The sequence below is a fragment of the Pseudoxanthomonas sp. genome, assembly GCF_027498035.1.
Lineage (GTDB): Bacteria > Pseudomonadota > Gammaproteobacteria > Xanthomonadales > Xanthomonadaceae > Pseudoxanthomonas_A.
In genome coordinates this window covers 555,958-578,750 of record NZ_CP114978.1, presented here as the reverse complement: position 1 = coordinate 578,750, position 22,793 = coordinate 555,958, and the positions used below count along the sequence as shown (strand labels likewise).

Genomic DNA, 22,793 nt, shown 5'->3' with positions numbered 1-22,793 from the left:
ATGATGCAATCCAAGCGTATCGATCCCTTGCTCCAGCGTGCCCAGCAGCACGAAGACGAAGCCGCGCGCACCCTGGCCGAACGCCAGCGCGCACTGACGACCCACGAGTCGCGACTGGAAGAGCTACGGCAATACGCCGAGGAATACGCCAACAGCCAGATGGCTGCCACCAGCCTGGCCCAGCTGGCCAACCGGCGGGCGTTCCTGGACCGCCTCGACAGCGCGGTCCAGCAGCAGTCCCAGACCGTGGACCGCAACCGGGAGAACGTCGAAATGGAACGAAGCCGGTTGTTGTTGGCCAGTCGCGACAAGCAGGTGCTGGAGCAGCTGGCCGCCAGTTACCGCGCCCAGGAGCGCAAGGTCGATGACCGTCGCATCCAGCGCGAAATGGATGACCTGGGCGCGCGCGGCGCACGCCTGGCCAAGGCCGCCGCCGAAAGCGACAACGGAGACAAGCCATGAGCGCGCTTACCGCCCTGGGCGGCAGTGGCCGGGCCAGCTTGTTGTCCGCAGCGAGGGACGACAACCCGGACAAGGACGGAACCGGCACCCGCGACTTCGCCAGCATGATGGACAGCGACACCCCCGCGCCACCACCGACCAGGCCGCAAACCGAGCGGAAACCGCAGGACAAGGCCGCTTCCCGGGACGACAGGCCGGACCAGCCCGCGGCGCCCGCGCGCCAGCCTGACCCGGCCAGGACCGGGCGCAGCCGCGGCGCATCCACCACGCAGGACCAGGCCAGCGAAACCAGCGAAACCTCCGCCGGCAAGCCCGGAGCGAAAGCCGTAGCCCAGGAGGATCGCGACGATGACGATGCGTGGCCCCCCGTCGGCCTGGCCGGCATTGGCATGGCCGTCGTACCGGTGCTCAACACGGCGATGCCCGGCGCCGCCGGCGGGTCATTGACCGCGGCGGGCCTGGCGGGCAATGCAGCCGGCGCTGCGGCCGCAGGCGTCGCCGTACTCCCGGGCCTCCAGCTGGGGGCGCCTGGCGCGGCAACCACCCAGGCAGGTCCCGGTGTGCTGCTGGCCCAGGCTGCGAGTTCCGCCGGCACCTCCTCCGGCACCGCCGCCAACGGCGCGGCTGCATCCGCAGCGTTGCTGGCCCGGGGCGCTGCCTCCTCCGGCACGTCCATCAGCGGCGCGGAGACAACGGCCACCTCGCCGCTGGCCCCCCTGGCTGCACTGGGAGGCACGGCCGAGAACGGGACCGATGATGTCGCCATTGGTGCCGGTACGGATCCAGCTCCGATCAACCTGCAGGCGCTGCCTGCGGCGATGCCCACCAGCCGCGTGATCGACAGCGCCACGCCATTCAGTGGCTCGCCCACGCCGACCCCGGACCTGCGTAGCGACCAGTTCGACGACGCACTGGGCGCGCGCATGAGCTGGCTGGCCGACCAGAAGATCGGACACGCCCATATCAAGATCAGCCCCGCCGAGCTGGGCCCGGTCGAGGTCCGTCTCCATCTGAACGGCGACCAAGTCAATGCCAGCTTCCTCAGCGCCCAGGCCGAGGTGCGCCACGCGCTGGAAAACAGCCTGCCGCGCCTGCGGGAGATGCTGGGCCAGCATGGATTCCAGCTCGGCCAGGCCGATGTCGGCCAGCAGCAACAACAGGCCTCGCAGGGCCAGTCGTTCGCTGCCGGCGACAGCGCCAGTCCGGACGCGGCGGACGAGCTGCTGCAGGGCACCGCCGGAATTCCGGCGGCGGTCGCGCGTCGCCGCGGCCTGCTCGACGCCTATGCCTGATCCCGTCGTGGCCCAGGGACCCACCGACATAGTTCCGTCGTCCGGGTAAGCGCAGCGCACCGGAGGGACTTGTCGGCAAGGCACCCGGAGGCGCTGTGCTTACCCGGGAGACGCGGCCGCGGGTTTTTCAGTCGTTATTCCGACACTCCCTGGCAGCCCCGGTCTTCGTCTTCGCCCGCCTCCCCGTCCCCCGGCAGACCCGCGTCAAGTCTCCGTCACGTTCCCGTTGCGCCGCCTGGCCTGTTTCGGCACGCCAATTGCATCCACGAGGGTCTTGAGTCCCCTTGGAGCAATCCGTGGCAACCGCCGCCGACAAGTCGAAAAAATCCGCCGACGCCAAGCCTGCCGCCATGGGCAGCAAGCCAAGCAAGCCCATGCTCATCGGGGCAGCCGTGCTGTTGGTCCTGGGTACTGCCGGCGGCACCTGGTTCCTGGTCCAGAAGCCCTCGTCCGGGCACGACAAGGCGCAGTCCAGCCAGAAAGCGCTGCCCAAGCCGGCGCAGTACTTCGCGATGGACCCGGCCTTCGTGGTGAACCTCGACGGCACCGATGACGGCCCGCGCTACCTGCAACTCGAAGTCCAGCTGGTCACCCGCGACCCGGAGGATCTCAAGCAGATCCAGGACAACGCGCCTGCCATCCGCGCCCACCTGCTGATGCTGTTCTCCCAGGTGAAGGCCGCCGACATCGCCGACATCGCCGGGCGCAAGAAACTCCAGGCCGCCGCGCTGGCCGAGGCGCAGAAGCTGATGACCACCGAGACCGGCAGCAAGCGCATCGACGACCTGCTGTTCACCAGTTTCGTGACCCAGTGAGGCGCACCGGACATGAGTGACCTGCTTTCCCAGGATGAAATCGATGCCCTGCTGCATGGCGTCGATGCCGGCGTGGTGGACACCCAGCCACCACCGCCGGCTCCGGGCGAGGCACGCCAGTACGATTTCTCCAGCCAGGACCGGATCATCCGCGGGCGCATGCCCACCCTTGAGATGGTCAACGAGCGATTCGCACGGCTCTGGCGCATCGGCTTGTTTGGCCTGATCCGGCGTTCGGCCGAGCTGTCGGTGCGCGGCATCGACCTGGTCAAGTTCAACGAGTACATGCACTCGCTATACGTGCCGACCAACCTGAACCTGATCAAGTTCAAGCCGCTGCGCGGGACCGGCCTGATCGTGTTCGAACCGACCCTGGTGTTCGCCGTGGTCGACAACTTCTTCGGTGGTGACGGACGCTTCCACACCCGCATCGAAGGGCGCGAATTCACCGCCACCGAGATGCGCGTGATCCAACTGATGCTCAAGCAGACCTTCTCCGATCTCAAGGAAGCCTGGGCGCCGGTGATGGACGTGGACTTCGAGTACATCAACTCGGAGATCAACCCGCACTTCGCCAACATCGTGACCCCGCGCGAGTACGTGGTGGTGTGCCGGTTCCATGTCGAATTGGAGGGCGGTGGTGGCGAGATCCACGTCACCCTGCCTTATTCGATGCTCGAACCGATCCGCGACCTGCTGGACGCAGGCATCCAGAGCGACCGGGTGGACCGCGACGAAAGCTGGAACGTGATGCTGCGCGAACAGCTCAACGCGGCCGAGGTCACCCTCTCCAGCGTGCTGGCCCGCAAGCAGCTGAGCCTGCGCGAACTGACCCGGCTGAAAGTCGGCGACATCCTCCCGATCGACCTGCCGAGCCAGGTCCCGCTGTGCGTCGAGGGCGTCCCGCTGTTCACCGGCGAATTCGGCATTTCCCACGGCCAGAACGCCATCAAGATCACTTCCAACCAACCGCCCGGCACCAACCCGCGCCGCGGCACCATCCAGGAACAGGCCTCATGAGCCAGAACGAAAACCTAGGCGCCACCGCCGCCCAGTTCGACACGCTGCAGGCCGATTCGACAGCCGATGCCAACGACCTCAACCTGGACCTGATCCTGGATGTTCCGGTGACCCTGTCGCTGGAAGTCGGCCGCTCACGCATCCCGATCCGCAACCTGTTGCAGCTCAACCAGGGTTCGGTGGTGGAACTGGACCGCGGTGCCGGCGAGGCGCTGGATGTCTACGTCAACGGCACCCTGATCGCACATGGCGAAGTGGTCACCATCAACGACCGCTTCGGCGTGCGCCTGACCGATGTGGTCAGCCCCAGCGAGCGGATCCGGAGACTGCGGTGAGCCTGCATCTGGACGGCGCCGTCCTGGCGGTCGCCGGCCAGGCGACCACGCACGCGGCCAGCGTCGGCAACGCCGCGCCGTCGCCGCCCAGCCTGCTCGGCGCGGTCTTCGCGCTGTTGCTGGTGCTGGGCCTGATCATCGGCTTGGCCTGGCTGCTCAAGCGCATGCCTGGCAGTGGCTTCCGCCCGGCGCAGGGATTGCGTGTGGTCGCCAGCCTGGCCGTCGGCAGCAAGGAACGGGTCGTGGTGATCGAGGTCAACGGCGAGCAGCTGTTGCTGGGCGTGTCGGCCGGTGGCATCGCCATGCTGCATGCATTGCCGGAATCGTTGCCGGAGACGCCACCGGCCAGGCTGCCGGACCTGAAGCAACTGCCCGACTTCGCGCAGATGCTGAAGCAGAAGCTGCGCAGGTGATGGCCGCTTCCGCGCGCTCGTCATTCCACACGCCGTCATTCCCGCTTTCGCGGGAATGACGCTGGTCAAGACTTCCGAATTTCCTGGTGTAACCCTCATGCTCCGTCGCTGGATAGTTCCCCTGTCGATCCTCCTGCTGGCCTGCGTGCCGGCACTGGCGCTGGCCCAGGCAGCACCCGCGCAGTTGCCTGCGCTCCCCGATGTAACCGTCGGCAAGGTCGGCGCACAGTCGGTCAGCCTGCCGTTGCAGACACTGCTGTTGATGACGGCCATCACCCTGCTGCCGTCGATGCTGCTGGTGCTGACCGCCTTCACCCGCATCACCATCGTGCTGGGCCTGCTGCGCCAGGCCATGGGCACCGGGCAGACGCCCTCCAACCAGGTGCTGATGGGCCTGGCCCTGTTCCTGACGGCGATGGTGATGATGCCGGTCTGGGACAAAGCCTGGAGCCAGGGCCTGGGGCCTTACCTCAATGGCCAGATCGACTTCACCACCGCCTGGACCCTGACCACCCAGCCACTGCGTGCGTTCATGCTGGCGCAGGTGCGCGAGGCCGACCTGATGACCTTCGCCGGCATGGCCGGCAACGGCACCTACAGCGGGCCCGATGCGATTCCCTTCCCGGTCCTGGTGGCCTCGTTCGTGACCAGCGAACTGAAGACCGCGTTCGAAATCGGCTTCCTGATCTTCATCCCGTTCGTGATCATCGACCTGGTGGTGGCCAGCGTCCTGATGTCGATGGGCATGATGATGATGTCGCCGATGCTGATCTCGGCACCCTTCAAGATCCTGTTGTTCGTGCTGGTCGATGGCTGGGTGCTGACCGTCGGCACGCTGGCCGCCAGCTTCAACGGGGTCTGAGCCGATGAGTCCCGAACTGGCCCTGACCGAACTGCGCGATGCCCTGATCACGGTCCTGTGGATCGCAGGCCCGTTGCTGCTGGCGATGCTGCTGGTCGGCGTGGTGATCGGTGTCTTCCAGGCGGCGACCCAGTTGAATGAACCCACCATCGCCTTCGTCGCCAAGGTCATCGCCCTGACCGCGATGCTGTTCGCCACCGGCAGCATGCTGCTGGCGCGGCTGGTCGAATACACCACCATGTTGTTCCAGCGCATCCCGCACCTGATCGGATAGCCGCGGGATGGATTCGGCAACGCAGATGGTCATCGATGGCCAGCAGGCCTTCGCGATGATCGGTGCGGTCCTGTGGACCATGCTGCGCGTCGGCGCGATGTTCATGGTCATGCCGCTGGTGAGCAGCCGAGCGGTGCCGGCCAGGATCCGGGTCATCCTGGCCGGGACACTGGGCATTGCGCTGGCGCCACTCCTGCCGCCCGTACCCGACTGGAACGGTTTCGACGCGGCCGTGGTCCTGAGCGTGGCGCGTGAACTGGCGGTCGGCGCGAGCATGGGCTTCATGCTGCGGATGATCTTCGAAGCCGGTGCCATGGCCGGCGAACTGGTGTCCCAGAGCACCGGCCTGGGCTTTGCGCAGATGGCCGACCCCCTGCGTGGCGTGACCTCCGGTGTGACCGGCCAGTGGTTCTACCTGGCATTCGGCCTGCTGTTCTTCACCGCCAACGGCCACCTGGCCGTGGTCTCGCTGCTGGTGGACAGCTACAAGGCGTTGCCCATCGGGACGGCGCTGCCGGACGTGCAGGCGATGCTGGCGGTGGCGCCCGAATTCTTCATGGCGGTGATGCGTGGCGCGGTAACGCTGGCCCTGCCGGTCATGGTGGCGATGCTGGCAGTCAACCTGGCGTTCGGCGCCCTGGCCAAGGCCGCTCCGGCATTGAATCCGATCCAGCTGGGCCTGCCGGTCGCGGTCCTGCTGGGCTTGGCATTGCTGGCGGTGATGGCCGGCGAGATGGGACCGCCGGTGCCAACGCCTGTTCGACGCAGCCTTCGACGCCGCCCGGCAGGTCACCGGCCCGTAGGAGGAACCACGGGATGGAACAGCCCTTGCATCAGGGCAGGCTTCCTTCCCCCGCCTTCCTCCCGCCATGTCCGAGAACGAGCAAGCCGGCGAGCGCACCGAACAGCCCACCGAAAAACGCCTCAAGCAGGCCCGTGACCAGGGCGACATCCCGCGCTCGCGGGAGCTGGCGACCGCAGCGGTCTTCAGCGTCGGCATCTTCGCGATGATGGGCATGTCCGGCTTGCTGACCGCCGGTGCGGTGGCGTGGATGAAGTCCGCACTCAGTCCGGACCTGGGCCTGCGCAACGACCCCAGCGCCCTGTTCGGCCACACCGGGGAACTGCTGCTCGGACTGCTGTGGGTGGTGCTCCCGCTGCTGGGTGTGTGCGTGGCGGCAGGCTTCATCGCCCCGCTGCTGATGGGCGGCCTGCGTTTCTCAAGCGAATCGCTGGTTCCCAAGTTCAGCCGGCTCAACCCGATCAGTGGCCTGACCCGCCTGTACGGCGCGGAGAGCCTGGCCGAACTGCTCAAGTCGCTGCTGCGCATGCTGTTTGTCGGCGGGGCCGTCGCATTGTTCCTGGTCGGCAAGCTCGATGCGCTGCGCGGCCTGCTGCGCCAACCCCTGGAACAGGCCATCGGCCACGGCCTGGGCTTCGCCCTGCACCTGCTGCTCTACACCGCCGGCGCGCTGGCGCTGCTGGCTGCGATCGACGCGCCGTACCAGAAGTGGAATCACTTGCGCAGGTTGAAGATGACCCGCGAGGAAGTCCGTCGCGAGATGAAGGAAAGCGAGGGCAGCCCGGAGGTCAAGGGCCGCATCCGGCAGATGCAGATGCAGCTTTCGCAGCGGCGGATGATGGAGGCCGTCCCTACCGCCGACGTGGTGGTGGTCAACCCGACCCACTACGCGGTGGCGCTGAAATACGAAGGCGGACGCATGCGTGCGCCCATCGTGGTGGCCAAGGGCGTGGACGAACTGGCTTTCAGCATCCGCGAGGTCGGCGAGCAGCATCGCATTGCCGTGGTCTCGGCGCCGCCTCTGGCACGCGCCTTGTATAGGGAAGGCCAACTCGGCAAGGAAATCCCCGTGAGACTGTATTCGGCCGTGGCCCAGATCCTCTCCTACGTCTACCAGCTGCGCGCCTGGCGCAGCGGTCCGATGCCACCGCTGCCGCCGCTGGAAGTGGATGAATTCGCGCCGGGGGCCACGCCATGAGCCGGCCGGTGACACAGATGAACCCGCGCAAGGTCATGGACATGATCAAGCACGGGCTGGGCGCGCCGCTGATCGTGATGGCGATGCTGGCCATGGTCGTGGTGCCGCTGGCCGCGCCGGTGCTGGATGCGTTGTTCACCTTCAACATCGCCATCTCGCTGATGGTGCTGCTGGCGGTGGTGTACGTGCAGCGCCCGCTGGAGTTCAGCATCTTCCCGATCGTGCTGTTGATGACCACCATGCTGCGCCTGGCGCTGAACGTGGCCTCCACCCGGGTGATCCTGCTCAACGGCCAGGACGGACATGGCGCCGCCGGCAAGGTGATCGAGGCGTTCGGCGAGTTCGTGATCGGCGGCAACTACGCGGTGGGCATCGTGGTGTTCGCGATCCTGACCATCATCAACTTCGTGGTCATCACCAAGGGCGCCGGGCGCGTGTCGGAAGTGACCGCGCGCTTCATCCTCGACGCCATGCCCGGCAAGCAGATGGCGATCGATGCCGACCTCAACGCCGGCCTGCTGACCCGCGAGGACGCCAAGGCCCGGCGCGAGGAAGTCCGCGAGGAAGCCGACTTCTACGGCTCGATGGACGGCGCCAGCAAGTTCATCCGCGGCGATGCCATCGCCGGCATCCTGATCCTGTTCATCAACCTGCTCGGCGGCATGGCCGTGGGCATGCTCCAGCACGACATGTCGTTCGCGCAGGCCGCCTCGACCTATACGTTGCTGTCGATCGGCGATGGCCTGGTCGCACAGCTGCCGGCGCTGCTGGTGTCCTCGGCCGTGGCGATGCTGGTCACCCGCGCCTCGCGCTCGCAGGACATGGGCGGGGCGATGGTTGGCCAGGTGTTCGGCCAGCACAAGGCACTGGCGGTGGCCGCCGCCATCCTGGGCCTGGTCGGCCTGGTGCCCGGGATGCCCAACGTCGCCTTTTTGACGCTGGCCCTGATCCTGGGCCTGCTCGGCTGGAAGATGTGGAAGCGCAGCCTTGTCCAGGAAGCAACCAAGGCCAATCCCACGCTACCGGCCGGCACTGCCGGCGCGCAGGTCAGCGCCGAACTGGGCTGGGACGAGCTGCGCCCGATCGATCCGCTCAGCCTGGAAGTGGGCTACCGGCTGATCCCCCTGGTGGACAAGGCCCAGGGCGGCGAATTGATGGCGCGCATCAAGGGCGTGCGGCGCAAGCTGACCCAGGACATCGGTTTCCTGATCCCGCCGGTGCACATCCGCGACAACCTGGAATTGCCGGCCGGCGCCTATCGACTGCTGGTGCACGGGGTTCCGGTCGCCACGGCCGACATCCACCCCGACCGCGAACTGGCACTGGATCCGGGCGGCGCAATCGGCACGATCGACGGCATCGCCGGCAAGGACCCGGCGTTCGGGCTGGATGCGGTGTGGATCCAGTCGTACCAGCGCGTCCAGGCCGAAACCATGGGCTATACCGTGGTCGATCCGGCCACGGTCATCGCCACCCACCTGTCGCACCTGATCCGTGAGCACGCGCCGGAACTGTTGGGTCACGAAGAAGTCCAGCAGCTGCTCGCCACCCTGGCCAAGAACGCACCCAAGCTGGTCGAGGACCTGACCCCCAAGGCGCTGCCACTGTCGGTGATCGTGCGCGTCCTGCAGAACCTGCTGATCGAAAAGATCCCGGTCCGCCAGCTGCGCAAGATCGTCGAAGCCCTGGTCGAACACGCCCCGCAGAGTCAGGAACCCGGCGCGCTCACGGCTGCGGTCCGCAACGCGCTGGGCCGCTTCATCGTCCAGGAAATCGCGGGCATGGCGCCGGAACTGCCGGTGTTCACCTTGGCCCCGCAATTGGAACGTGTCTTGCAGGACTCAACCCAGGGCAACGGCGCTGCGCTCGAACCCGGCCTTGCCGAACGCCTGCACCAGAGCCTGGCCGAGTGCGTCAGCAAGCAGGAGGCCAGGAACGAGCCCGCAGTGGTGCTGGTCCCGGCCCAGGTCCGCGCCGCGCTGGCGCGCCTGGTCCGGCACAGCGTGCCTTCGTTGTCGGTCCTGTCCTACAGCGAGGTTCCGGAAGACAAGCGGTTGAAGTTGGTGGGAACGATCAGTTGACCGGTGCCTTGGCACCGCATGGAGACAAGACGATGACATCGACCAGGACCACCAGACGCTGCCCGCCGCCCCACCGCATTCCGCTACGCCCCGTCATGTCCCACACCCTCTTCCCGAGTTCCGGTTTCCAGCGATGAAGATCAAACGTTTCGTAGCCCCCGACATGCGCACCGCCCTGCGCATGGTCCGCGATGAGCACGGCCCGGACGCGGTGATCCTGTCCAACCGCAGGACCGAGGAAGGCATCGAGATCGTCGCGGCCAACAATTACGACGAAGCCCTGGTGAAACAAGCCCTGGATTCGGTCCGCCCTGCCGCGCCCACGCCGCCCAAGGCCGCATTCTCGGCCGCCAATCCAGCACCGCGGACTTCGACCAAGGCCGCACCCAACGCGGCCATGGCGATGATGGCTGCGATCAGCGAGCGGTACTCGGCGAAGCGCCCTGCCCCTGCGGCGGTTCCAGTTCCAGTTCCAGTTCCAGTTCCAGTTCCAGTTCCGGTTCCAGTTCCAGTTCCGGTTCCGATGCCGACCGTCGTTGCTACGCCAGCGCCCGTCGCTCCCGCGGCCAGGGAACCGACTGATGCGGTCGCCAATGCATCCAGCCCAGGCAAGCCCTTCGCCGAATTCATGATTCCCCACGAGATCTTCCTCAACGCGCCGGTGTCGGCGCCACCGCAGGCGGACGTGATCCAGGCACCGTCTCCCGAGGCGCAGCAGGCCCCGGCGTCACCGGTCGCGCAGGTTGCTACCCCGGCGCCAGTGCTCGCCCCCATCCAGGCCAGCCCTGCTCCGCAGGCACTGCCGGCGGCGGTGCCTGGGTTCCAGTCGCCGCAGAGCGATGCACAGCTGGTCCAGCTACGCGACGAACTGGCCCTGATGCGCCAGATGATCGAGCGCGAGATGAACCGCCTCACCGACGAACGCCTGCGCGGCTCGCCGGTGCGTGCCCAGGCGCTGGAGCTGATGGAGGACTACGGCTTCGACGCCGGGCTGACCCGTGACGTGGTGATGCAAATTCCCGCGGACCTGGAACTGCACCGCGGCCGCGGACTGATGCTGGGCCTGCTGTCCCAGCGCCTGCCGATCGCCCCCACCGACCCGCTCGAGGAAGGTGGCGTGATTGCCCTGGTCGGCCCGACCGGTGCCGGCAAGACCACCACCATCGCCAAGCTGGCCTCGCGCTTCCTCGAACGCCACGCCGCGCGCGACGTGGCGCTGGTCACCACCGACACCATCCGCGTCGGCGGCCGCGAACAGCTGCACAGCTACGGCCGCCAGCTGGGCATCGCCGTGCACGAGGCCGACAGCGACGCCAGCCTGCAACAGCTGCTGCAGCGCCTGAGCGACTACAAGCTGGTGCTGATCGACACCGCCGGCATGGGCCAGCGCGACCGCGCCCTGGCCGCCCAGTTGAACTGGTTGCGCGGCTCGAAAGCAGTCCGCTGCCTGCTGGTGCTGCCGGCCAACGCCCATTTTTCCGACCTTGACGAAGTGGTCCGCCGCTTCGCCGGGGCCGCACCCCAGGGCGTGATCCTGACCAAGCTGGATGAAACCGGCCGCTTCGGCAGCGCCCTGTCGGTGGTGGTCGACCACCGCCTGCCCATCACCTGGGTGACCGACGGCCAGCGCGTCCCCGACGACCTGCACCGCGCCAATGCCCCCAGCCTGGTATTGCGCCTTGAAGATTTGCGGCGCGATGCCGATAAGCCCTGTACTCCGGAGCAGACCCATGCCATCGCGTGATTACGCAAACCTGACCAACGCCTTCCCCTTGTCGGCCACGCGTCGCGAGCCGCTGGGGCCGGTACGCACGATCGCCGTCACCGGCGGCAAGGGCGGCGTGGGCAAGACCAACCTCTCGGTCAACCTGTCCATGGCCCTGGCCGACATGGGCAAGCGGACCCTGCTGCTGGATGCCGACCTGGCGCTGGCCAACGTCGACGTGCTGCTGGGGCTGACCCCGAAGTTCACCCTGACCGACCTGGTGGCCGGACGCTGCACCCTGGAAGACGTCCTGATCGACATGCCCAACGGGCTGATGGTCGTCCCCGCAGCATCCGGCCGCCGGCACATGGCCGAGCTACCACCGGCCCAGCATGTCGGGCTGATCAACGTGTTCTCCGAACTGGAACGCCCGCTGGACGTGATGGTGATCGACACCGCGGCCGGCATCACCGACAGCGTGCTGACGTTCTGCCAGGCCGCGCAGGACGCGGTGGTGGTGGTCTGCGACGAGCCGGCCTCGCTCACCGACGCCTATGCCCTGATCAAGGTGCTCTCGCGCGAACGCGGCGTGGACCGGGTCCAGATCGTGGCCAACATGGTCCGCGAGCCCAACGAAGGGCGGCTGTTGTACGACAAGCTGAGCCGGGTCTGCGAGAAATTCCTTGGCGATGTGTCGCTGAATTACCTGGGTTGCGTGCCGCAGGACGACTGGCTGCGACTGGCCGTGCAGCGCCAGCAGCCCGTGGTCAAGGCCTACCCGGCCAGCCCTTCAGCGCAGGCGATCTCCGAAATCGCACGCCGCACCTCGCGCTGGCAGGCGCCCACCGCGCCCCGCGGCAACGTCGAATTCTTCGTCGAACGCATGCTCAATCGCGGGGTGGCCGCATGAAGGGCGCCGCCCAGTACCGTGCCGTCCAACGCAACAGCGACAACGACTACGTCACCCTGCACGCGGACCTGGTCAGGCGCATCGCCCACCACCTGGCCGCGCGCCTGCCAGCCAGTGTCGAGACCGACGACCTGATCCAGGCCGGCATGATCGGCCTGCTCGAGGCCTCGCGCAGCTATGACGCCGAGCAAGGTGCCTCGTTCGAGACCTACGCCTCGATCCGCATCCGCGGCGCGATGATCGACGAGATCCGTCGCGGCGACTGGGTCCCGCGCTCGGTGCACCGCCGTGCCCGCGACGCGGCCGCGGCCATCCGCAGGATCGAGCAGCACACCGGCCGGGCGGCGGCGGCCAACGAAGTGGCGGCCGCGCTGGACATGCCGCTGCACGACTACATGCGCCTGATGGAAGACGCCTCCCGCGGCCATGTCCTGAGCCTGGAGTCCCGCGTGGAGGACCACGGCGAACTGGACACCATCGCCAAGGGCGGCCCCAACCCGCAGCAGCTGCTGGAACGGCGCGAGTTCGGCCGCGAGCTGGGCAAGGCCATCGGCCAGCTGCCGGAACGCGAAAAACTGGTCCTGTCGCTGTACTACGAGCAGGAGTTGAACCTGAAGGAAATCGGCGCGGTGCTCGGTGTCAGCGAATCGCGCGTCTGTCAGATCCACGGCCAGGCCACGGTCCGTCTGCGCGGACGCCTGAAGGCGTTCCAGATGGTCGACTCGGGCCTGGAAGATGAAACCTAGGAACCAATGGAGTCACTGTTGAACAAGAACATGCGGATTTTGATCGTGGACGATTTCTCGACGATGCGGCGCATCGTCAAGAACCTGCTCGCCGATCTGGGCTTCACCAATACGGCCGAGGCCGAAGACGGCAACAGCGCCCTGGCGGCGCTGCGCGCGTCCACCTTCGATTTCGTCGTCACCGACTGGAACATGCCCGGCATGACCGGCATCGACCTGCTGCGCAGCATCCGTGCCGACGACAAGTTCAAGCACCTGCCGGTCCTGATGGTGACGGCCGAGGCCAAGCGCGAACAGATCATCGAAGCGGCGCAGGCCGGCGTGAATGGCTACATCATCAAGCCGTTCACCGCCCAGACGCTGCAGGAAAAGCTCGGCAAGATCTTCGAACGCCTCGGCGCGGCGGCGTGATGGAAGCCACTGCCGAACGCAGCGCCCTGATCGAACGCCTGCAAGGTGCGCTCGATGCCCTGGAAAGCGGCGACGAAGCCGGTTGGCGCCGGGAGATCGACACCCTCGCCGCCTGGCGCACGCGACCGATGATGCAGGGGCTGAGCCGGTTGGCGCGCGAACTGGGGCAAGCCCTGGGCGAACTGCCGACCGTCCCGGCCGCCGCGGGCGAACTGGACGATGCCTGTTCGCGCCTGGACCACGTGGTGGCGATGACCGAAGAGGCCAGCCACCGCACCCTGGACCTGGCCGAGGAATGCCGCGCCCTGGCCGAACAGCTGCGCGCCGGCGGCCTGACCGGTGACCAGGGCGAGATCCTGGACAAGATCCGCCACAACCTGACCGAGATGGCCCTGGCGCAGAGCTTCCAGGACCTGACCGGCCAGATCATCCGGCGCGTGGCCGGCATCGTGCGCCGCGTGCATGAAGGCTTTGGCGCGCTCGGACTCCCGCCCAAGGACGAGAAGCCGACAGCGGATGGCGCCCTGGCAGGCCCGGTCCTCGCCGGCCTGGATCGCCACGGCGTGTCGCAGGACGACGCCGACGACCTGCTGTCTGGCCTGGGGCTGTAACGCAATGAGCGCCGTGCCCGACGACATCGCCGCCGACTTCATCATCGAAGCCCAGGAGATCCTGGACCGGCTCGGCGAGCAGCTGGTGTCACTGGAGCAGGCGCCGGAAGACAGCGAACAGCTCAACGCGGTGTTCCGTGGCTTCCACACGCTCAAGGGCGGCGCCGGTTTCCTGGCGATCCACGCCATGGTCGAGCTGTGCCATGCCGCCGAGGAAACCCTGGGCATGGCCCGTGCGGGCGAGGCCATCTTGCAGGCGCGCCATTTCGACGCCGCCCAGCAATCGCTGGACTACCTGCAGGCGATGCTCGATGCGTTTGGCCGCGGCAATGCGCCCGCCCACGCGCCCGCCCAGCTGATCGCCCAGTTTTCCGCCAGCGAGGAAGACCCGGCGACGTCCGATGCCGCCCTCGTGGCCGGTGCCATCACTGGCGGTGGCGACCTGATCGACGATGACGAATTCGAGGCGCTGCTCGACCAGCTGCATGGCCCGGCCAAGGCCCAAGCCGCGCCGTCGCCGACGCCACTCCAGCGGCCATCACCCGCTGCTGTGCCGGCCAGGCCGATGGCCAAACCGGCGCCGGTGGCGAGCAAGCCCAGCGAGCCGGAACAGACCGTGCGCGTTGATACAAAGCGCCTGGATGCGATCGTCAACCTGATCGGCGAACTGGTCCTGGCCAGGAACCGGCTCAAGACCCTGCGCGTGCGTCTGCGCGACGAGGAACTCGACCGCGCCGTCAGCGGCCTGGACGTGGCCACCGCGCGCCTGCAGTCGGCGGTGATGCGCACCCGCATGCAGCCGGTCGGCAAGGTGTTCTCGCGCTTTCCCAAGGTCGCGCGCGACGTCGCCCGCACCCTGCAGAAGGAAGTGGAGCTGGAACTGATCGGCGCCGAGACCGAGCTGGACCGCAACCTGGTCGAGGCCTTGGCCGATCCGCTGGTGCACCTGGTGCGCAACTCGATCGACCACGGCATCGAAGCGCCCGACCTGCGCGCGGCCTCGGGCAAGCCGCGCAGTGGCCACGTGCGCCTGTCGGCCCGGCAGGAAGGCGATTACGTCAGCATCGAAGTCCAGGATGACGGCGCCGGGATCGACCCCGAGCGCCTGCGGACCAAGGCACGCGAAAAAGGATTGATCGACCCGGAAGCCGCCGCACGCCTGAGCACCGAGGAATGCCTGCAACTGGTGTTCCTGCCGGGGTTCTCGACCAAGACCGAGGTCACCGACATCTCCGGCCGCGGCGTGGGCATGGACGTGGTCCAGTCGCGCATCCGCGAGTTGAGCGGGCAGATCCAGATCCAGTCCGAGCTTGGCCGCGGCAGCCGCTTCACGATCCGCGTGCCGCTGACCCTGGCGATCCTGCCGACGCTGCTGGTCCAGGCCGGCGATGCGGTCTATGCCCTGCCGCTGGCACGCGTGATGGAGGTCCTGCATGCACCGCAGCGCTCGTTGGGCTGGTTCGACGGCCGCGCGGTCCTGGACCGGCAATCGCACACGTTGCCGGTGGTGGACCTGCGCCGCTGGTTGAACATCGACGCTCCGCAACCCCCGCTGCTGACCGTGGTGATCCTGCAGGCCGGCGAGTCACGCATGGGGCTGGTCGTGGACCAGGTGCACGGCCGCGAGGAAGTCGTCATCAAGCCCCTGCCCCGTGCGCTGCGCGGCCTGCCTGGCTATGCCGGCGCCACCCTGATCGGCGACGGTCGCCTGGCGCTGATCCTCGACGTGGACGGGTTGAAGGAATAGCGCAACGCCATAGCGCGGGTCTTGGCCCGCCTGCCACGCCGCAATGGTCTCTCATGGCGGACCAAGCCCCACCCCACGAACGCCTGAACCGGGGCCGGAGCCCGAAATCCCGGCCCCATCAAGTCCCCTGAATCTCTGCCGATATCTGCTGCATGGACAAACTCAGCCTTACCGGACTGCTGCTGGCGATCGCATCGCTTGTCGGCGGGAGCATCCTCAAGGGTGCCGGCCTCTCGGCGCTGTGGTCGCCGGCTGCGTTCGTCATCGTCATCGTCGGCACCATCGCCGCCATCCTGCTGCACACCCCGCCGGCGGTATTCCGGCGTGCGTTCCAGATCGCCCGCTGGATCATCCAGCCACCGGCCAGCGACCGCGATGCACTGCTGGCCCAGATCATGGAATGGAGCAACATCGCGCGTCGCAACGGCTTGCTTGGCCTTGAGTCGCACGTGGAGGGCCAGCGCGACCCCTTCCTGCGCAAGGGCCTGCAGATGCTGGTCGACGGCGTGGAACCCGAATCGATCCGGCACATGCTCGAAATCGACGTCGGTGGCCAGGAACATGCGGATCTGGCCGCCGCCAAGGTGTTCGAAGGCATGGGCATCTATGCACCGACCATGGGCATCATCGGCGCGGTGCTGGGGCTGATCGCAGTGATGAAGAACCTGGCCGATCCCAGCAAGCTGGGGCACGGCATCGCAGCCGCCTTCACCGCGACCATCTATGGCATCGCTTCTGCCAACCTGCTGTTCCTGCCCATGGCAAACAAGCTCAAGAGCGTGATCCACCACCGCAGTGGCGAGCGCGAAATGATCATCGAAGGCCTGATCGCGATCGCGCAGGGCGAAAACCCGCGCAACATCGAATCGAAGCTGGCCGGCTTCCTGCATTGAGCCGGTGACCATGGCCCGCAAGCGTCCGCACGAAGAGCACGCCAATCACGAAGCCTGGGCCATCCCCTATGCCGACCTGATGACGCTGCTGCTTGCCTTCTTCGTGGTGATGTACGCCCTGTCCACCGTGAACGAAGCCAAGTACCGGGTCATGGCCGACGCGATGAGCACTGCTTTCGGCGGCGCGCCCCGTACCGTCGCCCCGGTCCAGGTCGGCGATCACACGGTGCAAGGCTCCGGCGGACAGCGGCCGACGCCGATCAAGTCCAGCCCACCGATTTCCCTGCCCGATCCCAACCGCATGACCTCCGCTTCGCCCGTGGCGCTGGCGGCCTCCCTGCGCGACCAGGGCCAACTGGCGCGCGCGCAACGGCAGCTGGATGCGGTAGCACGGCAACTGGACCGCACCTTGTCACTGCTGATTGACAAAAAGCTGATCACGGTGCGCCGCTCAGCGCTGTGGATCGAGGTGGAGATCAACAGCGATATCCTGTTCGCCACCGGCTCGGCCACGCTGGAGCAGGACGCGCGGCACACACTGGACGCGCTGGCGGGCGTCCTGCGCGATGCGCCCAATGGCGTCCGCGTTGAGGGCTATACCGACAACAAGCCCATCTCGACGCCGCAGTTCCCCTCCAACTGGGAACTGTCGGCCGCGCGTGCCGCCAGCGTCGTGCACCTGTTCGCAGACCAGGGCCTGCAGCCTTCGCGGCTGTCGATGATCGGCTACGGCGAATTCCGCCCGCGCCAGGACAACGACAGCCAGGCCGGGCGCAACGCCAACCGCCGCGTGGTGCTGGTCATCCTGGCCGACAGCAGCGAACCGGCCGCCGACGCACCCGTCCTGCACGCCGCCGCAACGGCACCGATTCCCGCCGCTGCATCCGCAGGCGCCGGAACCGGCCACGGCGCCATCTCCACCGCCATTGAAGGAGTGAACTGATGCACATCTGGGCCATTGCCAACCAGAAAGGCGGCGTGGGCAAGACCACGACCACCCTGGCGCTGGGCCGTGGCCTGGCGATGCTGGGCCATCGCGTGCTGATGATCGACCTGGATCCGCACGCTTCGCTGACCCGTGCGTTCGACGTGCCGGCCGAACCACCGCCCAGTGGCGTGCTCGACCTGTTCGCCACGCCGCCCGCCGACCTGTCCAGCCTGGCCAGGGCAAGCGAGGTCGAGCACCTCGGCTACGTCTGTGCGCAGACGGCCCTGGCCACCCTGGAACGGCGCAGCGCCAACCAGCCTGGCCTGGGCCTGGCGATGCAGCAGGCGCTGACCCGGCATGCCGGCCAGCACGACTACATCCTGCTCGACTGCCCACCCACCCTGGGCCTGCTGATGATCAACGCGCTGGCCGCCGCCGACCGGGTCATCATTCCGACCCAGGCCGAACCGCTGGCCCTGCACGGCCTGACCAGCATGGTGCGGACCGTGGACATGGTCGAACGCTCACGTCGCCGCCCGCTGCCGACGTCGATCCTGCCGACCCTGTTCGACAAGCGCACGCGCGCCGGCAACGACACCCTGCGCCAGATGCAGGACAGCTACGGCGATCGCGTGTGGAGCGATGCGATTCCAGTCGATACCAAGATCTGCAACGTCAAGGCGCTGACCCTGGCGGCGATGCCAAGCGGGTATGCCGGCCGTGGCCTGGCCGCCTACCGCCGCGCCCTGGAGTGGCTGATCGCCAGCGACGCGGTGCCGATGGAGCAGGCTGCATGAGCATCCCATCGCCCGGCGTCATTGACGACTACCTGGAAGGACTGCTGCACGAGATCGTCGCCGCCGAGCAGATCGCGCCATCGCCCGCGCCGGAACGGAAAGGCCCGACGCCCGAGGAGCTCGCCGCCGCAGTCCTGGCCGAAGCCGACGCCGATCCGGCCCTGGCCTGCATCCTGTCGACCCAGGCCGCTGCGCCGGAACGGCAAGGCCCGACGCCCGAAGAACTCGCCGCCGCAGTCCTGGCTGAGGCCGACGCCGATCCGGCCTTGGCCGGCATCCTGTCGACCCAGGCCGCTGCGCCGGAACGGAAAGGTCCGACGCCCGAAGAACTCGCCGCCGCAGTCCTGGCTGAAGCCGATGCCGATCCGGCCTTGGCCGGCATCCTGTCGACCCAGGCCTCTGCGCCGGAACGGAAAGGCCCGACGCCCGAGGAGCTCGCCGCCGCGGTCCTGGCTGAAGCCGATGCCGATCCAGCCCTGGCCGGGATCCTGTCGATCCAGGCGCCCGCTCCAGAACGGAAAGGTCCGACGCCCGAGGAACTCGCCGCCGCAGTCCTGGCTGAAGCCGACGCCGATCCAGCCTTGGCCGGCATCCTGTCGACCGCCGCGGAAAACCTCGCCGAAGCAGACGCCGATGCTGCCATGCAGGCCGAGCAAGCTGGTTCGATGGTGCATCCGCCCGAGCACCGCGCCCAGGCCGAACGCACCCGCGATGCGTTCGCACCGCAGGTGCCGCTGGTCGATCTGCAGTCGTTCATGCCGCAAGGCTCCTCCGTCGATGCAGCGGCACCGCCGCGCAATCGACGCGCCCCCGACCGCAGTACCCGCTGGCTACGCCTGCGTTGCGGCGAACAGGCCTATGCGCTGGAACTGCTCAAGGTGCAGGAAGTCGTGCTCCCGGTGCCGCTGCTGCCACTGCGTGGCACCGCGGCGTCGATGCTCGGCATCATGAATCTGCGCGGCCAGGTCGTGCCCGTCATCGACCTGGGGTTGCACCTGGGTGCGGCACCGGTCGAGATGGACATGCTGACCCGGATCGTGGTGCTGGAAGAAAACGGCGAGGCCCTCGGCTTGCGCGTATCGGCGGTCGAAGACGTCGCCACGCTCACCGACCAGCAGATCGAACTGCCGGATACCGCCCGCATCGGCCGCATCTCCAACGACCTGTTCCGCGGCGTGGCCCGGGTGGCAGGGCCGCCGATGATCCTGCTCGATGCCGAACAGCTGCTGCATTAGCGATGGCCGGCGTATTGCCCGTCATTCCCGCGCAAACAGCAATCCAGGGACCTGCCACGCGGAACATCATGTAGAGCGCAGCTTGCTGCGCTGGGGCTTTCCCGATGATCTGGCCGAAGAGCAGCCGAGTCCCAAAGAGGGGATTGCCACAGGCTCGTCTCTACAGGGATCCCGCGAACCGGCTGTGTGTAGAGCGCAGCTTGCTCCGCCGGGGCTTCCCCCATGACCGGGCCGGAGAGCAGCCGAGCAAGCTCGGCTCTACCGTCAAACCCCGTCACGGCCATGTGGCGCTCCAGCGCCAGCCGCATCGCCCTAAAGATCCCCAGGCCCCGGCCGATACCTGCGGTAGAACCATTCCCTGCAGGGCCGCGATGAGCACAGTTCAACTTGGCGATGACCTCGGCATCGAGAACAGCGCCGATCTGAAACAGAAGCTGGCACCGCTGCTGGCCTCCGATGCGGAGCTGCAACTGGATGCAGGCCAGGTGCGTCGCATCCACACCGCTTCGGTGCAGGTGCTGTGCGCCTTCATCGACACCCGGCGCAAGGATGGCAAACGCACCGTTTTCCAGGCTTGCAACGACACGTTCCGCGACGCGGCACGGCTCCTGGGGGTCAGCGATGCGCTGGGCCTGCCCGCAACAACCGACAAACTGAATTCCGTGGAGAACGCTGCATGAGCGCATGTATTTTGGTGGTGGATGATTCGGCGTCGATGCGCCAGATGGTCTCTTTCGCCCTCACCTCCGCCGGCTTTTCGGTCGAGGAAGCCGAAGATGGCGCCATCGCGCTCGGCCGCGCCAAGGGCCGCCGGTTCAATGCCGTGGTCACCGACGTGAACATGCCCAACATGGATGGCATCTCACTGATCCGCGAACTGCGCCAGCTGGCCGAATACAAGTTCACGCCGATGCTGATGCTGACCACCGAATCGGCCGCCGACAAGAAATCCGAAGGCAAGGCCGCCGGCGCCACCGGCTGGCTGGTCAAGCCGTTCAATCCCGAGCAGCTCGTCGCCACCGTCCAGAAAGTCCTGGGCTGAGCCACACCTTCCCCAACGATCCGGACCGCGCGCCATGAGCATGGACCTGCAACGCTTCCACGCCACTTTTTTCGAGGAAAGCCGCGAAGGGCTGGATGCGATGGAAGCCGGCCTGCTTGCCCTGGAACAAGGCAGCCGCGATCCGGAGGTCATCAACTCCGTCTTCCGGGCAGCGCATTCGATCAAGGGCGGCGCGGCGACCTTCGGCTTCGATGCCATGGCCGGGTTGACCCATGTGCTGGAAACGTTGCTCGACGAACTACGTTCGGGCAAGCGCCAGATCGAGCCGCAGGCAATCGACGCGATCCTGGGTTCGGTGGACGTGCTCCGCGCACTGCTGCGCGAAGCCGAACATGGCACGCCCGCCGACCCTGTCGCAGTCCAGGCCATCCACGCCCAGCTGCAGCAGGCGATGACCGGGGCCGCGCCGGCCGCCGCAGCCATCCCGGCAAGCAACCAGTCGGCCGAACCGCAGGCCTGGCAGATCGGCTTCACCCCTGCGCCGTCGCTGTTCATGAGTGGCAACGACCCGCTTCGCATCTTCCGCGAGCTCGAACACCTCGGCCCACTGCAGGTCGCCTGCCGCAGCGGCCGCCTGCCCGGCTTCGGCGACCTTGACCCGCTCGAAGCCTACCTGGCCTGGGACCTGGGCCTGGTCGGTCAGATTCCGCGCAGCGCGATCGAGGACACCTTCGCCTGGGTCGTCGACGATTGCGAACTGGATATCCGCGAAGTCCCGTCGCCGGACCTGGCCACCGGGCCGGCCCCTGTGCTTGCGCCAGCCCCGGACACCACCACCTCCGCACCGGCGGCCACCGTGGCCGCCAATGCACCGGCTGGAAACGCGGCCGCGCAGGAAGCCGAGACCTCGATCCGGGTCAGTGTCGACAAGGTCGATGCACTGATCAACCTGGTCGGCGAACTGGTCATCACCCAGGCCATGCTCAAGCAGGTCTCCGGTGGCCTGGATCCCGCCCACGCCGAGCAGCTGTTCGCCGGCCTGGACCTGCTGGAGCGCAATACGCGCGACCTGCAGGAAGCCGTCATCGGCGTGCGCATGCTGCCGGTGGATGCTGTCTTCCGGCGTTTCCCGCGCCTGGTCCGCGACCTTTCCACCCGCCTGGGCAAGCAGGTCCGCCTGCGCACCATCGGCGAGAGCACCGAACTGGACAAGGGCCTCATCGAGAAGATCGCCGACCCGCTCGTGCACCTGGTCCGCAATTCCATCGACCACGGCCTGGAACTGCCGGAAGCACGTCGTGCATCGGGCAAGGACGAGACCGGCACCATCACCCTGGCGGCCTCGCACCAGGGCGGGCACATCGTCATCGAAGTCAGCGACGACGGCCGCGGCCTCAACCGCGCCAGGATCCTGGAAAAGGCGCATGAGCGCGGCATCGCCGTGTCGGACAACCCCAGCGACGCCCAGGTGTGGGACCTGATCTTCGCGCCGGGTTTCTCGACCGCCGAGGCGGTCACCGACCTGTCCGGTCGCGGCGTCGGCATGGATGTGGTGCGACGGAACATCCAGGGGCTCGGCGGCGAAGTCCAGCTTGAAAGCAATGCCGGTCATGGCACGCGCGTACTGATCCGCCTGCCGCTGACCCTGGCGATCCTCGATGGCATGACCGTGTCGGTCGCTGGCGAAACCGTGATCCTGCCGCTGGCCTACGTGCTCGAGGCCCTGCAGCCCAAGCCGGACGACATCCGCACGATGGGCGGCGAAGGCCGGGTCCTGCGCGTGCGCGGCGAATACCTGCCGATCGTCTCGCTCAGCGATGCCTATGGCTACGGCCGCGCATCGCAGGGCCAGCCATTGGTGGTGGTGGTCGAGGCCGACGGACAGAAGATCGCCCTGGAAGTGGACGAGCTGGTTGGCCAGCAGCAGGTCGTGGTCAAGAACATCGAGAACAACTACCGCCGCATCGCCGGCATTTCCGGCGCCACGATCCTTGGTGATGGCCGGGTCGCGCTGATCGTGGATATCGGCGGACTGGTCCGCACATTGCGGATACCGCACGCCGCCTGATCGACCCAACGAAAGCCGGCATCGCCGGCTTTCTTTTTGGCCAAGCTCCAGGGCGGTTCCGCCGCACGGAAAGCGGACGCCGCGGCGGCGAAGCAAGGACGCTCAAGCCCCCCGACGGCTTGCCGATATCCCCCATGGGCCCAGCCACCGCACGTGGTTGGAGTCCGCGCCTGTGCCCGGCCACG

22 protein-coding genes and 2 pseudogenes are annotated in these 22,793 nt (G+C 67.5%); all 24 read left to right on the top strand.

All coding sequences use genetic code 11. From position 1 onward, the window contains the following. The 24 genes and pseudogenes from fliJ to O8I58_RS02565 all read left to right on the top strand — a co-directional run bounded on the left by fliJ (position 1) and on the right by O8I58_RS02565 (position 22,608). Positions 1-462 carry a flagellar export protein FliJ gene (fliJ, locus tag O8I58_RS02680; RefSeq protein WP_298320456.1) on the top strand — a complete coding sequence of 154 codons (462 nt, stop codon included), beginning with the start codon at positions 1-3 and terminating at the stop codon, positions 460-462. Continuing rightward, complete coding sequence (locus O8I58_RS02675; RefSeq protein ID WP_298320454.1) at positions 459-1,754, top strand: flagellar hook-length control protein FliK; 1,296 nt, start codon at positions 459-461, stop codon at positions 1,752-1,754. The genes fliJ and O8I58_RS02675 overlap by 4 nt, the downstream gene beginning before the upstream one ends. A 296-nt stretch (positions 1,755-2,050) precedes the next feature. Next, positions 2,051-2,569, top strand: coding sequence for a flagellar basal body-associated FliL family protein (locus O8I58_RS02670; RefSeq protein ID WP_298320453.1), 519 nt, complete (start codon positions 2,051-2,053; stop codon positions 2,567-2,569). Positions 2,570-2,581: 12 nt separating this feature from the next. Continuing rightward, a complete protein-coding gene (gene fliM / locus O8I58_RS02665; RefSeq protein WP_298320452.1) occupies positions 2,582-3,589 on the top strand; it encodes a flagellar motor switch protein FliM in 1,008 nt (335 codons plus the stop codon). Then, positions 3,586-3,924 (top strand): flagellar motor switch protein FliN, encoded by a 339-nt coding sequence (fliN, locus tag O8I58_RS02660; protein WP_298320450.1) that lies wholly within the window; start codon positions 3,586-3,588, stop codon positions 3,922-3,924. Before fliM ends, fliN begins: the two co-directional genes overlap by 4 nt. A gap of 23 nt (positions 3,925-3,947) precedes the next feature. Further along, positions 3,948-4,337, top strand: a complete 390-nt coding sequence (gene fliO, locus O8I58_RS02655; RefSeq protein WP_298322681.1) for a flagellar biosynthetic protein FliO — start codon at positions 3,948-3,950, stop codon at positions 4,335-4,337. Positions 4,338-4,434: 97 nt separating this feature from the next. Beyond that, the gene (gene fliP / locus O8I58_RS02650; protein WP_298320448.1) at positions 4,435-5,199 is read left to right on the top strand and encodes a flagellar type III secretion system pore protein FliP; all 765 of its coding nucleotides are present in this window, start codon (positions 4,435-4,437) and stop codon (positions 5,197-5,199) included. Between the two features lie 4 nt (positions 5,200-5,203). Beyond that, positions 5,204-5,473, top strand: coding sequence for a flagellar biosynthetic protein FliQ (locus O8I58_RS02645; protein WP_298320446.1), 270 nt, complete (start codon positions 5,204-5,206; stop codon positions 5,471-5,473). A 7-nt stretch (positions 5,474-5,480) separates the two neighbouring features. Next, a pseudogene (gene fliR, locus O8I58_RS02640) lies at positions 5,481-6,276 on the top strand (flagellar biosynthetic protein FliR). Positions 6,277-6,342: 66 nt separating this feature from the next. After that, positions 6,343-7,473, top strand: coding sequence for a flagellar biosynthesis protein FlhB (gene flhB / locus O8I58_RS02635; protein WP_298320444.1), 1,131 nt, complete (start codon positions 6,343-6,345; stop codon positions 7,471-7,473). A gap of 17 nt (positions 7,474-7,490) precedes the next feature. Beyond that, complete coding sequence (gene flhA / locus O8I58_RS02630; protein WP_298322679.1) at positions 7,491-9,554, top strand: flagellar biosynthesis protein FlhA; 2,064 nt, start codon at positions 7,491-7,493, stop codon at positions 9,552-9,554. A 133-nt stretch (positions 9,555-9,687) separates the two neighbouring features. Then, entirely contained in the window at positions 9,688-11,298 is a 1,611-nt protein-coding gene (flhF, locus tag O8I58_RS02625; protein ID WP_298320442.1) for a flagellar biosynthesis GTPase FlhF, read from the top strand. Then, complete coding sequence (locus O8I58_RS02620) at positions 11,285-12,169, top strand: MinD/ParA family ATP-binding protein (RefSeq protein WP_298320440.1); 885 nt, start codon at positions 11,285-11,287, stop codon at positions 12,167-12,169. Before flhF ends, O8I58_RS02620 begins: the two co-directional genes overlap by 14 nt. Next, on the top strand, positions 12,166-12,915 hold the full coding sequence (locus tag O8I58_RS02615) for an RNA polymerase sigma factor FliA (RefSeq protein WP_298320438.1): 750 nt from the start codon (positions 12,166-12,168) through the stop codon (positions 12,913-12,915). Before O8I58_RS02620 ends, O8I58_RS02615 begins: the two co-directional genes overlap by 4 nt. An 18-nt stretch (positions 12,916-12,933) precedes the next feature. Next, positions 12,934-13,326 (top strand): chemotaxis response regulator CheY, encoded by a 393-nt coding sequence (cheY, locus tag O8I58_RS02610; protein WP_298320435.1) that lies wholly within the window; start codon positions 12,934-12,936, stop codon positions 13,324-13,326. After that, positions 13,326-13,937 (top strand): protein phosphatase CheZ, encoded by a 612-nt coding sequence (locus O8I58_RS02605; RefSeq protein WP_298320434.1) that lies wholly within the window; start codon positions 13,326-13,328, stop codon positions 13,935-13,937. Before cheY ends, O8I58_RS02605 begins: the two co-directional genes overlap by 1 nt. 4 nt (positions 13,938-13,941) lie before the next feature. Next, positions 13,942-15,684 (top strand): chemotaxis protein CheA, encoded by a 1,743-nt coding sequence (locus O8I58_RS02600; RefSeq protein ID WP_298320432.1) that lies wholly within the window; start codon positions 13,942-13,944, stop codon positions 15,682-15,684. 152 nt (positions 15,685-15,836) lie between these two features. Further along, on the top strand, positions 15,837-16,577 hold the full coding sequence (locus O8I58_RS02595; protein ID WP_298320430.1) for a flagellar motor protein: 741 nt from the start codon (positions 15,837-15,839) through the stop codon (positions 16,575-16,577). Positions 16,578-16,587: 10 nt separating this feature from the next. Continuing rightward, positions 16,588-17,397 (top strand): annotated as a pseudogene (gene motD / locus O8I58_RS02590) (flagellar motor protein MotD); the annotation flags it as partial. A gap of 122 nt (positions 17,398-17,519) precedes the next feature. Then, positions 17,520-18,302 (top strand): ParA family protein, encoded by a 783-nt coding sequence (locus O8I58_RS02585; protein WP_298320427.1) that lies wholly within the window; start codon positions 17,520-17,522, stop codon positions 18,300-18,302. Further along, positions 18,299-19,537 carry a chemotaxis protein CheW gene (locus O8I58_RS02580; RefSeq protein ID WP_298320425.1) on the top strand — a complete coding sequence of 413 codons (1,239 nt, stop codon included), beginning with the start codon at positions 18,299-18,301 and terminating at the stop codon, positions 19,535-19,537. Before O8I58_RS02585 ends, O8I58_RS02580 begins: the two co-directional genes overlap by 4 nt. Before the next feature lie 371 nt (positions 19,538-19,908). Continuing rightward, positions 19,909-20,217, top strand: coding sequence for an STAS domain-containing protein (locus O8I58_RS02575; protein WP_298322676.1), 309 nt, complete (start codon positions 19,909-19,911; stop codon positions 20,215-20,217). Continuing rightward, the gene (locus O8I58_RS02570) at positions 20,214-20,579 is read left to right on the top strand and encodes a response regulator (RefSeq protein ID WP_298320422.1); all 366 of its coding nucleotides are present in this window, start codon (positions 20,214-20,216) and stop codon (positions 20,577-20,579) included. Before O8I58_RS02575 ends, O8I58_RS02570 begins: the two co-directional genes overlap by 4 nt. Positions 20,580-20,613: 34 nt before the next feature. Beyond that, a complete protein-coding gene (locus O8I58_RS02565) occupies positions 20,614-22,608 on the top strand; it encodes a chemotaxis protein CheA (RefSeq protein ID WP_298320420.1) in 1,995 nt (664 codons plus the stop codon). Positions 22,609-22,793 lie beyond the last annotated feature (185 nt).